This window comes from Micromonospora inyonensis, assembly GCF_900091415.1.
In the GTDB taxonomy this organism is placed as follows: domain Bacteria; phylum Actinomycetota; class Actinomycetes; order Mycobacteriales; family Micromonosporaceae; genus Micromonospora; species Micromonospora inyonensis.
This window is the reverse complement of sequence record NZ_FMHU01000001.1, coordinates 989,029-1,001,864: the sequence shown is the minus strand read 5'-3', so window position 1 is coordinate 1,001,864 and position 12,836 is coordinate 989,029. Positions and strand designations below refer to the sequence as shown.

Below are 12,836 nucleotides of genomic sequence, written 5' to 3'. Positions count from 1 at the left end.
CATGTCACGCCTCCAGGTCCGAGAGGATGCTCGGTAGGTTCGCGGCGTTCGTGGCGACCGCCGCAGGGGTGGTGTCGAGGTGCTCGAGCAGCCCGTCGACGTACGAGACGTCCACCCGGACCTTCTGCACCCGGCCGTCGACGTCGCGCATGACGAACTCCCGGAACCCGAGTCGGCTGGCCGACGACGCGTCGGCGGCCGACAGGGAGGCCAGAGTCGCCTCGTAGCCGTCGTTGACCGGCACCCGCAGCAGCCGGAGCGCCTCGGAGGCGATCTCGGCGTCCTCGGCGATCCGGCCCACGAAGACCGTGGAGACGAGGTTCTGCACGTCGAGTCCGAGGATGTCGCGTGGGTTCTGCGAGGCGACCAGCGCGGCGAGGTTCCACTTCCGGGAGTCGCGGGCCAGCCGGACCAGGAACGACCGGCCGGAGCGCCAGCCCTCCATGAAATGGGCCTCGTCCAGGCCGACCAGCTTCCGGGAGGACATGGAACCGCCGTAGCAGCGGCGGACCGCGAGCCGGTGGGCGGTGTGCAGCATCGGCAGGGCCAGCGACTCCTCGGCCGACCAGTACTCGCGCTCGATCTTGAGGTCGGGCAGGCGTAGCCCGGCCATGGTGATCACGGTGAGGGCGGCGTCCGCGCCGAGCAGCCCCTCCGGTGGCCGGCCGAAGAAGAGCAGCGCCAGCGGCATCTCGGCGGTGTCCAACAGGAGGTTGGCGAGTTCCTTGCCGGCGTCGTCGTCGAGCTGACCGAGGCAGGCGACCACGTCGTCCAGGGTGGACGTCTCCTCGGCCGGCACCTGGCGCACCGCGTGCCGGAACAGGGTGGCGGTGGAGGCCTCCCGGGCCACCTGGGGCGGCACCAGCATCATGCAGATGTCCTGCACCAGCATGCGCCGCTCGGCTCGGGCGTTGGTGACCGCGATCTCGAACTCCCGGTCGCCCGCCGGTCCGCTGACGAACTCCGTCCGCAGTGGGGTCGGGATGAGCGAGTACGGCGCGAGCGTGCCGTGCTCGGATCCGGTCAGGTTGAGCACCCGGGAGTACGGCCGCAGCTCGGGCATGTTGCACAACCGGGCCAGCGGGCCGGACGGGTCGAGCAGGGTCACCTGGACGCCCCGGCGGGCGGCCAGGTAGCCGAGCGCGCCCAGCAGGGTCGACTTGCCACCGCCCGGCTCGGCGACGAACACGGCCAGCCCGGAGCGTTCCCGTACCTCCATGGGGAAGTGCAGGTCGAGGAAGACCGGCCGGCGGCAGGTGCCGGCGGTCCGGCCGATCAGGTCGCCCCGACGGTCGCCGACCGTGGAGGCGGCCTGCGGCAGAGCGGCGGCGAGCAGGTTGACCGGCATCCGGCGGACGTACCCGGTGTTGGCGATCGGCTCGCCCGGGATGAACTCCCGGGCCAGCCAGTCCTGGTTCTTCGGGTGCTGAAGCGAGATGCGCAGCTCGCGCGAGTAGAGCTGGATGAGTCGGCGGGCCCGTTCCAGGCACTCCTCCCGGGTCCGGCCGCCGACGGCGATCCGGTGCCAGCCGTGGGCGCGGGCCGAGTCGACCGGCAGGCCGGTGGTCATCTCGTCACCGATCACCAGGGCCCGCTTGGCGAGTCGTTCCAGCTCGGGCGGGGCGTCGATGCCGTGCTCGGCGTAGTCGAGCTGTTGGGAGCGGATCATCCGCAGCCGGTGCTCCAGGTTCCGGAAGGAGTCGCCGGAGCCGAGGATGTCGACCCGGGTGGAGATCTCCATCGGCCAGGGCAGCCGCTCGTGGAAATGCAGCCACGGCTCGTGCTTCTCCGGGATCTCCAGCGGTTCCATCCGGCCGACCGCGAGCACGGCGACGTGCCGTTCCTCGCCGGTCATCCGGTTGACCAGCTTGACCGTGGAGCCGTACGGGGTGCGGTACCGCTCCACCTGCTCGGTCAGGGCGAGCAGATCACCGCGTTCCCAGTGTCCGTTGGTGACCGGGGACAGGGCCCCGGGCGGTGCCATGCAGAGCGCCACGGAGCGGTAGAGCAGCCACTCCAGTTCCTGGGCGGTGACGCGCCGGCCGCGCATGCCGAACGCGGCGAGCACCTCGTCGAACTGCTCGACGGTCCGGCCCAACTTGCGTCGCTCACCGTCGGCGGTGCCGCGGCCGAAGGCGCGCAGCAGGCGTTCGGTCAGCGAGTCGCCCAACGACCGGCGGGCGAAGGTCACCCCGAGGTACGTCTGCCCCTCGGCGTGGTTGACCGAGAGCAGGTGCCGTTGCGCGGCGACCAGGTGGTCGGCCCAGGCCGGGGTGCCGGGAACGTCCGGCAGGGGGTTGGACGTGTACGAGTCGATGGTGCGGGCCCACTCGTCGGCCGGGAACGGCCGGGTGGTGCGGCGCAGGTGGATCCGGAACCCGGCGAGGCCCGCGTACTGCTCGGAGATCGCCGAGAGCAGGGCCTCCCGCTCGGCGTCGGGACGGAACGCCCAGCGCACCTCGGGCAGCCAGTACCACGCGGTGACCGTGTTCGGGGTGAAGGTCAGGTGTCCGGCGATCTCGGTGATGGCCAGTTCGACGGAGGGGTCCCGGTCACCGAACTTGATCTTCGGCGGCCGGATCCGGGTCGGCCGGGTGGGCTTGGCCGACCTTTCGTGCTTCTCCCGCCGGCCCTCGACGGAACGCTGTCGGGGCGGGACCCGCCGGTGGCTCGACGGTGCCTCCCCGTCGGTGGCGTCCACCGGAGCGGCGGTCCGGGCCGGCTCTGCCGGTGGCCGGGCGACCGGCAGGCGTTCGGCCGGCTGCTCCGGTACGCGCGACAGCACCGCGGGCGGCTCGGGCTCGGTGAGCGCCGCCACCGGGGCGGTTGGTCCGGGCTCGGGAACCGGCACGGCCGGCGGAGCCGGTACGGGCATCTCGTCGACGGGTACGGCCCGGGTGGGGGGCGGCACCGGGAAAGCTCGGGGCGGCTCCGCGGCTGCCGGGGGAGTCCGGGGCGGCACCGGCTCCGCGGGCGGGGCGGCGGGCTGGTGCGGGATCGGCAGCGGATCGCGCCCGGGACGCCGCAGCGGGGTCAGGGGCTGCCGGGTTCCACCCGGCCGGGTGCCACCGAAGAGATCGAGGAACGGGGAGTCGATGTCCGGGCTCTCCGGGGCGGGACCCGCCGGGACGCTCTCCGGAGCCGGTGGCGTCGGCCGGCCCCGGACCGGCCGGGGGGCCTGGAAGACCCCGACCGCGCCGTGCCCGGGGGTGGTGGCCAGTGCCGGATCGATACTCACCTCGCCGGGCGGGTCGTCCTGAGGGTAGTCGAAGGAGCGCGCACGGTGACCGTGCGGGGCGGTCTGATGTCCAGCCGGGTGCTGCCCCGGCGTCGACGAGCGGTTCATTCGATCGCCTCACCCGGATCACTCGACCGTCTGTTCGGCGTACGCCCGGTCATGCCAGCTCCTCCCGGATCCTGATCCGGCTGCCGACCAGGCGCGGGTCGCGCAGTTCGGCCGCCGGCTCCCGGGTGCGCCGCCAGTCGGTCAGCGCGGTGCGGATCACCATCCGCGCCGGCCGGTCCGGATCGACGTGCCGGAAGATGAAAGAGGTCGTCACGATGGCGAGCGCGATCTCCCAGGCCGGGAAGAGCTCGACCTTCAGCGTGAACAACCAGTGAATGAACATGTAGAGGGGGACGAGCAGCATGAACAGGCCGTACTGTGCGTACGGCAGGTGAACGGGAAGGGTGTACCCGGGCGGGCCGAGGTAGACCAGGCGGGCCCGGTAGATGTCGTCGTCGGTGCGCAGCCGCATCTCGTGCCCGCGCCTATTCGAAGATCAGTTCGATCAGGTAGTCACCGACGAAGAAGAGCGTGGCGGCGCCGGCGATGAAGGCGAGCCCGACGATCGCGATGGCCGAACTGGTCAGCACCTTCGAGACCTCGCCCCGACTGGCCCGGCCGATGAAGATGACGCCCAGGACGGCGAGGAGGATGGGCGCGATCTTGCTAGCGAAGAAGGTGACGACACCGTCGGTGTCGATTCCCTTGGGGGCCGGCTCGGCGAGCGGGGTCGACGCCAGGGCGTGGACCATCGGGGCGACAGCTGTCGACACCGTGTCCACGAGCTCTGTGGCGATCACTGGAAACCTCCCCATGGCGCGGCCGGCGTAGCCGCTGCGGTACTCGGGTGAACCTGATGGGACTGTGTGGTCCGGCCGCGTCGTCGCTGACGCTGCGTCCGTGCTCCACCACGCTAAGTGGCAGGCTTTGGGCGGATTTCCCCGCTTTGGTCCTCCCTCCGGGCTTCGGTCGCCTCGGTGCCGAAGCAATTCCAAAGCGTACGGGCCGCCCCTCTTTGGAACAAGCGGCGAAGAGTATGCCCGCTTCGCACCTGTCGACCGATCGTACACGTGTTCCAATTCCCTCGTCATGGCCGTGTGGCCCGGGCCCGGCCCGCGCCCGGCTCACGGCGTGGCGGGTACGGTGCAGCGGTGACCGATCTGGTAGGGGCGGACGGCCCGGTGGTGATGGGCGTCCTGAACGTCACGCCCGACTCCTTCTCCGACGGCGGCCGGTACGCCGACGTCGACGCCGCCGTCCGGCACGGCGTGCGGCTGCACGCCACCGGCGCGCACCTGGTCGACGTGGGCGGCGAGTCGACCCGTCCCGGCGCGGACCGGGTCGACGCGGCGACCGAGACGGCCCGGGTGCTGCCGGTCGTCCGGGAACTCGCCGCCGCCGGGGTGCCGGTCAGCATCGACACCACCCGGGCCCGGGTCGCCGAGGCGGTGCTGGCCGCCGGTGCCGCCGTGGTCAACGACGTCTCCGGCGGCCTGGCCGACCCGGACATGGCAGGCGTGGTCCGGGACGCCGGCTGCCCCTGGGTGCTGATGCACTGGCGCGGCCACTCCCGGGGCATGGGCGACCTGGCCACCTACACCGACGTGGTGGCCGACGTCCGGGCCGAACTGGCCGGACGGGTCGAGGACGCGCTGCGGGCCGGGGTGGCGGCGGACCGGATCATCGTCGACCCCGGCCTCGGGTTCGCCAAGACGGCCGCCCACAACTGGGAACTCACCGCGCGCCTGCCCGAGCTGCTGAGCCTGGGTTTCCCACTGCTGTTCGGCGCGAGCCGGAAGTCGTACCTCGGTCGGCTGCTCGCCGGGCCGGACGGCGAACCCCGGCCGACCGGCGGCCGGGAGGCGGCGACCATCGCCACCAGCGTGCTCGCGGTGGCGGCCGGCGTTTGGGGGGTACGCGTGCACGACGTACGCGGCACGGTCGACGCGCTGGCCGTGTGGCAGGCCAGCGGTCGGCCCCGACTGGTCCCACCGGTGGGGCGCGGGTCGGACGGCACGAGCGCTCCGGAGCGCGGGGGAGAGGGAGCGGCATGAGCGACCGGATCACGCTGGCCGGGCTGCGGGCCCGGGGCCGGCACGGCGTCTACGACTTCGAGCGGGAGCAGGGGCAGGAGTTCGTGGTCGACGCCGTCCTCGAACTCGACCTCGCCCCGGCGGCCCGCTCCGACGCGGTGACCGACACCGTCCACTACGGCGAACTGGCCGGTCGGCTGGTCGCCGTGGTCACCGGCGAGCCGGTCAACCTGATCGAGACCCTCGCCGCCCGGCTGCTCGACGTCTGCCTGGCCGACCCCCGGGTCACCGCCGCCACGGTGACCGTGCACAAGCCCGAGGCGCCGGTGCCGCACACCTTCACCGACGTGGCGGTGACCATGACCCGGGTGCGTCCCCGGTGACCCGGGCCGTGCTCTCCCTGGGCAGCAACCTCGGCGACCGGCTGGCCCACCTGCGGGCCGCGGTGGCCCACCTCGGCGAGGCGGTCCGGGTGGTCTCCGGGGTCTACGAGACCCCGCCCTGGGGCGACACCGACCAGCCGGCGTACCTGAACGCGGTGCTGCTGGCGGAGGCCCCGACCGCCTCCGCCCGCGACTGGCTGGACCGGGCCCGGGACGCCGAGCGGGCGGCCGGGCGCCGTCGTGACCCGCAGCGCCGGTTCGGGCCCCGCACGCTGGACGTGGACGTGGTCGCCGTCTGGGACGACGCGGGCGAGCCGGTGCTCAGCGACGACCCCGAGCTGACCCTGCCCCACCCCCGCGCCCACCTGCGCGCGTTCGTGCTGCGCCCGTGGATCGACATCCAGCCCTACGGGCGGCTGCCGGGGCACGGCTGGCTCACCGACCTGCTCACCGCCGAGCCGGTCGCCGGGGACGCCCTGGAACTGCGTGCCCGACCGGAACTGACGTTAGAGTCGACGGCATGACCCAGCGGAGCCGGGCGGCATGACCGTGCCACAGTCCCCACCCCCGCGCGGGCCGGCCCCCGACCGGGACCGGATGGGCCCGACCCGACCCGCCACCCTGCTGGTGGCCGGGCTCGCCGCTGCCGCGCTGGCCTGGCTGCTGATCAGCTTCTTCTACGGCTCCCTGCCGGAGCTTCCCTGGCTGCCGGTGGTCACCCTGGCCGGGCTCGCCGTACTGGAGGGCTACGCGGCGGTCAACACCAGGGGACGGATCGAGCGCAGGCCCGGCCGGGACCCGGTCAACCCGCTCATGGTGGCCCGGTTCGTGGTGCTGGCGAAGGCGTCCGCGCTGGCCGGCGCGATCTTCGCCGGCTTCTACGCCGGACTGGCCGGTTGGCTCTTCGTGGAGAACACCCGCGCGGCGACCGAGGACCGGCCGGCTGCCCTGGCCGGGATTGCGGCCTCGTTGGCGCTGGTCGCGGCGGCTCTCTGGCTGGAACGCTCCTGCCGCGTGCCCGAGCGGCCGGACGACGAACGCGAGCCGGACGACCGGGAGAACCGGCACATCCATTGATCACGGGGTTACGTCTTCGCCCGGGCGCGGGTACGGTGCCTGCGACCGGATAGTCAAGGCCGACGCCGGTCCACGCGTTCCGGTACGCCCTGCGGCCGGGCCGGTCGGCCACCGTGGGAGGCGTGCGTCAATGGGGTACGACGAACCGGGCCGGGGTGAGTCCGTCGATCGGGACCGGTCCGGGCCGGCCACAACCGTCGTCCCCGAACCGCCGTGCGCGGCCGAGCCCGGCCCCGACCGGATCGCCGTGCACGTGGCCTGGGAGGTCGTCCTCGCAGGCGCGGTGGGCGTCCTCGGCCTGCTGCTCTGGCTCCAGGATCCGCAGGCCCTGCGCGGCGAGGGACTCCGCGAACTCCTCGTCGGCGTGGTCGGGCTCGGCCTGATCGCGCTCGCGGCCGGGCTGAGCCTGCGCACCGCCGCCCCGAACCTGGCGATCGGTCCGGCCGCGGTGGCCGCTGCCCTGCACTTCGCCGAGCAGGGCGACCGGGGGTTGACCGAGGCGGTCGTGCCGGCCGTGGTGACCGCCGCCCTCGGCGGGCTGGTCCTGGCGATGTTCGTGGCGCTGCTGCACGTGCCCGCCTGGGCGGCCAGCCTGGCCGCCGCGGCCGGGCTGGTGGTGTACATCGAGCGCCGGCAGGTTCCGGTGCTGGTCCAGGCCCACTACGACCCCCGGCACAGTGCCTTCCAACTCTTCGCCGGCTTCCTGGCGGTCGCCGTCCTCGGTGGCCTGTTCGGCGCGATCCGGTCGGTGCGCGGGCTGGTGGGCCGATTCCGGCCGGTCGAGGATCCGGCGCGGCGACGGGGAGTGGTCGCCGCCCTGGTCACCGGTGGCGCGCTGGTCGGGTCCACGGTGCTGGCGATGCTGGCCGGTGTGCTGCTCGCCGCGAACGGCGCCGACCGGGTCGTACCCGAACCCGGTCTGGACTGGACGGCACTCGGCGTCGGCATGGCCCTGCTCGGCGGGACGAGCGCGTTCGGCCGGCGCGGCGGGGTGAGCGGAACGATGCTGGTCGTCGTCCTGGCGGGTCTCTTCTTCGCGTACGTCGACGCGGTCGGCCACGAGATCAGCCGCTGGGCCGTGGCCGGGCCGGCGCTCGCGGTCGGCCTGGTCGTCACCCGAATGGTCGAGACGTACGGGCGAACACGGGCGGTGACCGAGGAGGGGGTCGAACCCGGCCCGGGCGGGGACCCCACGACCAGTTCGGGCTGGACCCTGCCGGGCCCGGGCACGGGTACGTACGGCAGTGCCTGGCCTCCAGTACTGCCGGCCCGCTCCACCGACGATCCGGTCGACCCGTGGGGGCGCTGGGACGGCGGGCGGGACCGGTGGCGCGGTGACCGTCGGTGACCCGACTCGATGCGCCGGTGCTGATCTCGCCGGTTAGGCTCGCCGCATGACCGAATCATCGTCGCCGGCTGCGGGCCGTTCCTTCGCCGAGTTGGACGCGCTCTCCACCGAGGAACTGCGTGAGCAGGCGTTCGCCCGGGCCAGGGAGCGCCGGGACGTCGCCTTCTTCTGGTCCGTCCTGCGGCACCTGCCCGATGCGGACGAGGCGGCGGTGCTCGACGGCGCGCCCAACTCGGTCGGGCCGACGATCGAGGAGGCGGCGGCGCTGTGGCGGGAGCTGACCGGCCACGGTTACGAGGAGTCCGCGCCGCTGCTGCGGGCCGCCTTCATCGACTACCTGATGAAGCACTGAGCCCACCCCGCCCGGTGAAGCGACCTGCCCTCAGGTTTGCCTTTCCCGGTCGACCGGGAACTGGTCGCGGCATGTCGTTGACCAGCCGATCCGGCCTCGACCGTCGCCGGAGCACCGCGACGGGCACCGGCACCCTCGCCGCGCTCGTCCTCGTCGCCGTCTGCGGCAGTCCCGCCTTCGGACGGTGGGCCGGGGAGAACACGGATCCGAACTCGGCCTCCGGCTGGTTCCTGCGCCTGCTCGCCTGGCCGAGCTGGCGATTCGACTCGGACCGTCCGGTGGAGACGCTCTTCACCGACGGGCTGCGGGCGCTGCTGCTGGTCGTGCTGGCCGCTACCCTGCTCTACCTGCTGCCGGGACCACAGACCGCGCCGGCGGCGGGACTGGTCAGTCAGCTTTTCTCCGGCTGGGGCGCGTACGTCTTCGCGGCCGGCTTCGCGGCACTGTTCAGTTCCCTGTTCGGGGCCGACTCGTCGCTGTTCACGGCGGTGCAGGCCGCCGGCACGGGGGCTGCGTACGGCTTCTTCGCCGGCTGGATCGTCGGCGTCGCCAGCCTCGGCGGCCGGGCCTGACCACGTTCCCGGCGGCCGGGCCTGACCACGGTGCCTGCGGCCGGGCCTGACCGCGGTCCCGACGGCCGGGCGGCCGGTCAGTGCTCCGGTCCGCCCAGGTCGAGCAGCTGCTGACGGCTCAGCACGCCGACCGGCCCCTCGTCGCCGACCACGACCACCCGGTCGGCGGCCGAGGTCAGCAGGACGGCCAGCGCGTCGTACGCCGAGCCGCCCAACCGGACCCGGGGCAGGTCCGCGCCGTCCTCGCCCGCCAGCGGGCGTAGCGTGCCGTGGGTGACCGGGGTGACCGCCAGCCGGCGGATGCCCCGGTCGGCCCCGACGAAGTCACGGACGAAGTCCGACGCCGGCCCGCCGAGCACCGCTGCCGGAGTGTCGTACTGCTCCAGCCGGCCGCCCTCGGAGAGCACCGCGATCCGGTCGCCGAGCCGGACGGCCTCGTCCAGGTCGTGGGTGACCAGCACGATGGTCTTGCGCACCTCGGCCTGCAACCGGAGGAACTCCTCCTGCAACCGAGTCCGCACGATCGGGTCCACGGCGGAGAACGGCTCGTCCATGAGCAGCACCACCGGGTCGGCGGCCAGCGCCCGGGCCACCCCGACCCGCTGCCGCTGCCCGCCGGAGAGTTCGTGCGGGTAGCGGTGGCCGAACTGCGCCGGGTCGAGCCCGACCAGCTCCAGCAACTCGTCGGTGCGGCGCCGGCTGCGCTCCTTGGACCAGCCGAGTAGCCGGGGCACGGTGCCGACGTTGGCGCGTACGGTCTGGTGCGGGAAGAGGCCGACGTTCTGGATCACGTAGCCGATCCGGCGGCGCAGTGCCACCGGGTCGACCCGGGTCACGTCGTCGTCGCCGAGGAGGACCCGACCGGAGGTCGGCTCGACCAGCCTGTTGATCATCCGGAGCACGGTCGACTTGCCGCAGCCCGAGGGGCCGATCAGCACCACGAGTTCGCCGGCCTGCACCTCCAGCCTCAGGTCGCGAACCGCCTCGGTGCCGTCCGGGTACCGCTTGCCGATCCCGTCCAGGGTGATCGACGCGGCACCGCCGGCCGGGTCGGTCGCGCGGTCGGCGACGGGCTCGGGGTCCGGGGTAACGTCCACGCATGTCCTTCCGCCTGAGCTACCGGGCCGATCCGGGTAACCCGTGGTTCTCCTGGCAGTACGTGCGGGACAACTCCGACACCATCGCCGCCGCGGTGGGGGAGCACGCCTCGCTGACCGCCCGCGCGGTGGTGATCGCCGCGCTGGTGGCCCTGCCACTGGCGGTGGCGGCGTACTGGTACCGGCCGCTCACCGGCCCGATTCTCGCACTCACCGGAGTGCTCTACACGATCCCGTCCCTGGCGCTGTTCGCCTTTCTCGCGCCGTACCTCGGGATCGGGGCGGTGACCGTACTCAGCGTGGTGGTGCTCTACGCGCTGCTGGTCATCGTGCGCAACGTGGTGGCCGGGCTCAACCAGGTGCCACCGGAGGTCCGGGAGGCCGCCCAGGGCATGGGGTACGGCCGCTGGGGGCGACTGTTCCGGGTGGAGCTGCCACTCGCGCTGCCCGGCATCCTCACCGGACTGCGACTCGCCACCGTCTCCACGGTCGCGCTGGTGACGGTGGGCGTGGTGGTCGGCCGGGGCGGGCTGGGCCAGCTGATCTTCGCCGGCTTCCAGAACAACTTCTACAAGGCACAGATCATGACCGGCACCCTGCTCTGCGTGCTGCTGGCGCTGGTGCTCGACCTGATGCTGGCCGGGGTCGGCCGGCTGCTCACCCCCTGGCTGCGGAGGACCATCCCATGAGCGCGATCGAGCAGGCGGTGCGCTGGCTCAACGACCCGCTCAACTGGACCAACCCGGGCGGTGTCCTGGACCGCCTCGGGGAGCATCTGACCATGTCGGCGGCGGCGGTCGTCCTCGGCTGCCTGGTGGCCTGGCCGATCGGCTTCTGGCTCGGGCACACCGCCCGGGGTGGTGGTGTGGTGGTGCTCGTCTCCAACGTGACGCTCGCCGTGCCGACGCTCGCCCTGCTGACCATCCTGCCGCTGACCTTCCTCGGCTTCGGACAGCCGGCGGTGGTGGTCGCGTTGGCCGTCTTCGCCGTGCCGCCGCTGCTGGCGAACGCGTACACCGGGATCCGGCAGGCCGATCCGGAGGCCCGTGACGCGGCCCGGGGCATGGGCTTCTCCGGCTGGCAGGTGCTGCGCCGGGTGGAGTTGCCGCTGGCGGTGCCGTACCTCGCGGCCGGGTTCCGCACCGCCGCCGTCCAGGTGGTCGCCACCGCCGCCCTGGCCTCCTTCGTCAACGGCGGCGGGCTGGGCCAGATCATCCGGGCCGGCTTCGGGCTGGACATCGCGGCCGGTGGCGGGCAGATCGTCGCCGGCGGCGTGCTGGTGGCCGGACTGGCGATCCTGGTCGAGCTGCTCCTGGCCCTGGTCGAACGGCTGGTCACCCCGCGCCCGCTGCGCCGGGCCCGTCGCCGGGCCGGCGGCCGTGCGGCGAGCGCCGTGGCCGGGGGCTGACCCCGCCTCGACGACCTCGGATCGGTCGATGGGTGACGATCCGGTGACAAAATCCGCCGCGCGGGTTGTCCCTCCGCCTCCGAAAGTGTTTCGTGGGACTTCTGCGAGTGAGCCTCGCGTGAATCCGCGAGGATGTCTCGTGGGGTTCCCGCGAGTGGGTGACTCGGGGGGGAAGACACACGGGCGGCAGGAGATCGCCCGTCGGACACGCGGCCGGCCCGGACGGGTCGCGCCGGGACACAGGAGGCGGGCTGATGATGCGCGCACGTACTCGACTGGCGATCGGCGCGGTGGGTGTGTTCGCCGCGGCCGGGTTCCTCACCGGTTGCGGTGACGCCGGTTCCTCCGGCACCGAAGCCCCGGAGGCGGGGGCCTCCGGGGCGGGCTGCGCCCCGGTCGCCGGTGACCAGTTGGTCGTCCTCGATGACGACAAGTTGCTCCAGAACACCGACAACGTCCTTCCGGCGATCAACGCGAAGGCGGCGAACCCGCAGCTCGTCGCCGCGCTCGACAAGGTCTCGGCGGCGCTGGACACGCCGAAGCTGATCGCCTTGAACAAGGCCGTCGACGTGGACCGCAAGACCCCCAAGGCGGCGGCCGAGGAGTTCGCCACGGCGAACAACCTCACCGAGGGCATCGCCAAGGGGCCGGGCGGCTCGATCGTGGTCGGGGCGGCCAACTTCAGCGAGAACCAGATCCTCGGCGAGCTGTACCGGATCGTGCTGACCGCTGCCGGGTACCAGGTGAAGGTGCAGCAGATCGGCAGCCGGGAGCTGTACGAGCCGGCCCTGGAGAAGGGCGAGATCCAGGTCGTCCCGGAGTACGCGGCGACCCTGGCGGAGTTCCTCAACACCAAGGCCAACGGCAAGGACGCCCAGCCGATCTCCTCGCCGGACCTGGCGAAGACCGTCGCTGCGCTCAAGGCCGTCGGGGAGAAGGCCGGCCTGACCTTCGGGACGCCCTCGGCCGCCCAGGACCAGAACGCCTTCGCCGTCACCAAGGCGTTCTCCGACAAGTACGGCGTGACCACCCTCACCCAGCTCGCGGAGAAGTGCTCGGGTGCCGACACGGTGCTCGCCGGTCCGCCGGAGTGCCCGCAGCGGCCGAAGTGCCAGGTCGGCCTGGTCGAGGTCTACAACTTCAAAGCCGGCTCGTTCAGCTCTCTGGACGCGGCCGGCCCGCAGACCAAGAACGCCCTGAAGACCGGCGCCGCCAGTGTGGGCCTGGTCCTCTCCTCCGACGGGGCGCTCGCGGGAAGCTGAGTCCACCCGCGCGCCGGC

General features: G+C 73.1%; 14 protein-coding genes. 10 read left to right on the top strand and 4 right to left on the bottom strand.

Features of this window, described 5'->3' with window-relative positions; translation table 11 throughout:
• Nucleotides 1-4 precede the first annotated feature (4 nt).
• Genes GA0074694_RS04505 through GA0074694_RS04495 form a run of 3 tightly spaced genes read right to left on the bottom strand, consistent with a single transcriptional unit; the run spans nucleotide 5 to nucleotide 4,038 of the window.
• The gene (locus tag GA0074694_RS04505; protein ID WP_091452872.1) at nucleotides 5-3,346 is read right to left on the bottom strand and encodes an ATP-binding protein; all 3,342 of its coding nucleotides are present in this window, start codon (nucleotides 3,344-3,346) and stop codon (nucleotides 5-7) included.
• A gap of 49 nt (nucleotides 3,347-3,395) precedes the next feature.
• The gene (locus tag GA0074694_RS04500) at nucleotides 3,396-3,758 is read right to left on the bottom strand and encodes a hypothetical protein (RefSeq protein WP_091452869.1); all 363 of its coding nucleotides are present in this window, start codon (nucleotides 3,756-3,758) and stop codon (nucleotides 3,396-3,398) included.
• 13 nt (nucleotides 3,759-3,771) lie between these two features.
• On the bottom strand, nucleotides 3,772-4,038 hold the full coding sequence (locus GA0074694_RS04495) for a hypothetical protein (protein ID WP_377464929.1): 267 nt from the start codon (nucleotides 4,036-4,038) through the stop codon (nucleotides 3,772-3,774).
• A gap of 399 nt (nucleotides 4,039-4,437) precedes the next feature.
• Here GA0074694_RS04495 and folP point away from each other — a divergent pair, with 399 nt between their 5' ends.
• From folP to GA0074694_RS04460, 7 genes are all read left to right on the top strand, one after another.
• Nucleotides 4,438-5,340: a dihydropteroate synthase gene (gene folP, locus GA0074694_RS04490; protein WP_091452863.1), complete on the top strand. Its 903-nt coding sequence runs from the start codon at nucleotides 4,438-4,440 to the stop codon at nucleotides 5,338-5,340.
• Nucleotides 5,337-5,702 carry a dihydroneopterin aldolase gene (gene folB / locus GA0074694_RS04485; RefSeq protein WP_091452860.1) on the top strand — a complete coding sequence of 122 codons (366 nt, stop codon included), beginning with the start codon at nucleotides 5,337-5,339 and terminating at the stop codon, nucleotides 5,700-5,702. The genes folP and folB overlap by 4 nt, the downstream gene beginning before the upstream one ends.
• On the top strand, nucleotides 5,699-6,226 hold the full coding sequence (folK, locus tag GA0074694_RS04480; protein WP_091452857.1) for a 2-amino-4-hydroxy-6-hydroxymethyldihydropteridine diphosphokinase: 528 nt from the start codon (nucleotides 5,699-5,701) through the stop codon (nucleotides 6,224-6,226). Before folB ends, folK begins: the two co-directional genes overlap by 4 nt.
• A 19-nt stretch (nucleotides 6,227-6,245) precedes the next feature.
• A complete protein-coding gene (locus GA0074694_RS04475; protein WP_091452854.1) occupies nucleotides 6,246-6,779 on the top strand; it encodes a DUF3180 domain-containing protein in 534 nt (177 codons plus the stop codon).
• A gap of 130 nt (nucleotides 6,780-6,909) precedes the next feature.
• Complete coding sequence (locus GA0074694_RS04470) at nucleotides 6,910-8,127, top strand: ABC transporter permease (RefSeq protein ID WP_091452850.1); 1,218 nt, start codon at nucleotides 6,910-6,912, stop codon at nucleotides 8,125-8,127.
• A 46-nt stretch (nucleotides 8,128-8,173) separates the two neighbouring features.
• Nucleotides 8,174-8,479 carry a hypothetical protein gene (locus GA0074694_RS04465; protein WP_091452847.1) on the top strand — a complete coding sequence of 102 codons (306 nt, stop codon included), beginning with the start codon at nucleotides 8,174-8,176 and terminating at the stop codon, nucleotides 8,477-8,479.
• A 71-nt stretch (nucleotides 8,480-8,550) separates the two neighbouring features.
• Nucleotides 8,551-9,051, top strand: a complete 501-nt coding sequence (locus GA0074694_RS04460) for a hypothetical protein (protein ID WP_091452843.1) — start codon at nucleotides 8,551-8,553, stop codon at nucleotides 9,049-9,051.
• A 77-nt stretch (nucleotides 9,052-9,128) separates the two neighbouring features.
• On the opposite strand, the gene GA0074694_RS04455 is transcribed toward GA0074694_RS04460, so the two are convergent.
• On the bottom strand, nucleotides 9,129-10,148 hold the full coding sequence (locus GA0074694_RS04455; RefSeq protein ID WP_091452839.1) for an ABC transporter ATP-binding protein: 1,020 nt from the start codon (nucleotides 10,146-10,148) through the stop codon (nucleotides 9,129-9,131).
• Between the two features lie 2 nt (nucleotides 10,149-10,150).
• Between GA0074694_RS04455 and GA0074694_RS04450 the strand changes: the two genes are divergently transcribed.
• The 3 genes from GA0074694_RS04450 to GA0074694_RS04440 all read left to right on the top strand — a co-directional run bounded on the left by GA0074694_RS04450 (nucleotide 10,151) and on the right by GA0074694_RS04440 (nucleotide 12,818).
• Nucleotides 10,151-10,837, top strand: coding sequence for an ABC transporter permease (locus GA0074694_RS04450; protein ID WP_091452835.1), 687 nt, complete (start codon nucleotides 10,151-10,153; stop codon nucleotides 10,835-10,837).
• Nucleotides 10,834-11,556, top strand: a complete 723-nt coding sequence (locus tag GA0074694_RS04445; protein WP_091452832.1) for an ABC transporter permease — start codon at nucleotides 10,834-10,836, stop codon at nucleotides 11,554-11,556. The genes GA0074694_RS04450 and GA0074694_RS04445 overlap by 4 nt, the downstream gene beginning before the upstream one ends.
• Before the next feature lie 257 nt (nucleotides 11,557-11,813).
• Nucleotides 11,814-12,818 carry a glycine betaine ABC transporter substrate-binding protein gene (locus GA0074694_RS04440; protein ID WP_091458654.1) on the top strand — a complete coding sequence of 335 codons (1,005 nt, stop codon included), beginning with the start codon at nucleotides 11,814-11,816 and terminating at the stop codon, nucleotides 12,816-12,818.
• Nucleotides 12,819-12,836 lie beyond the last annotated feature (18 nt).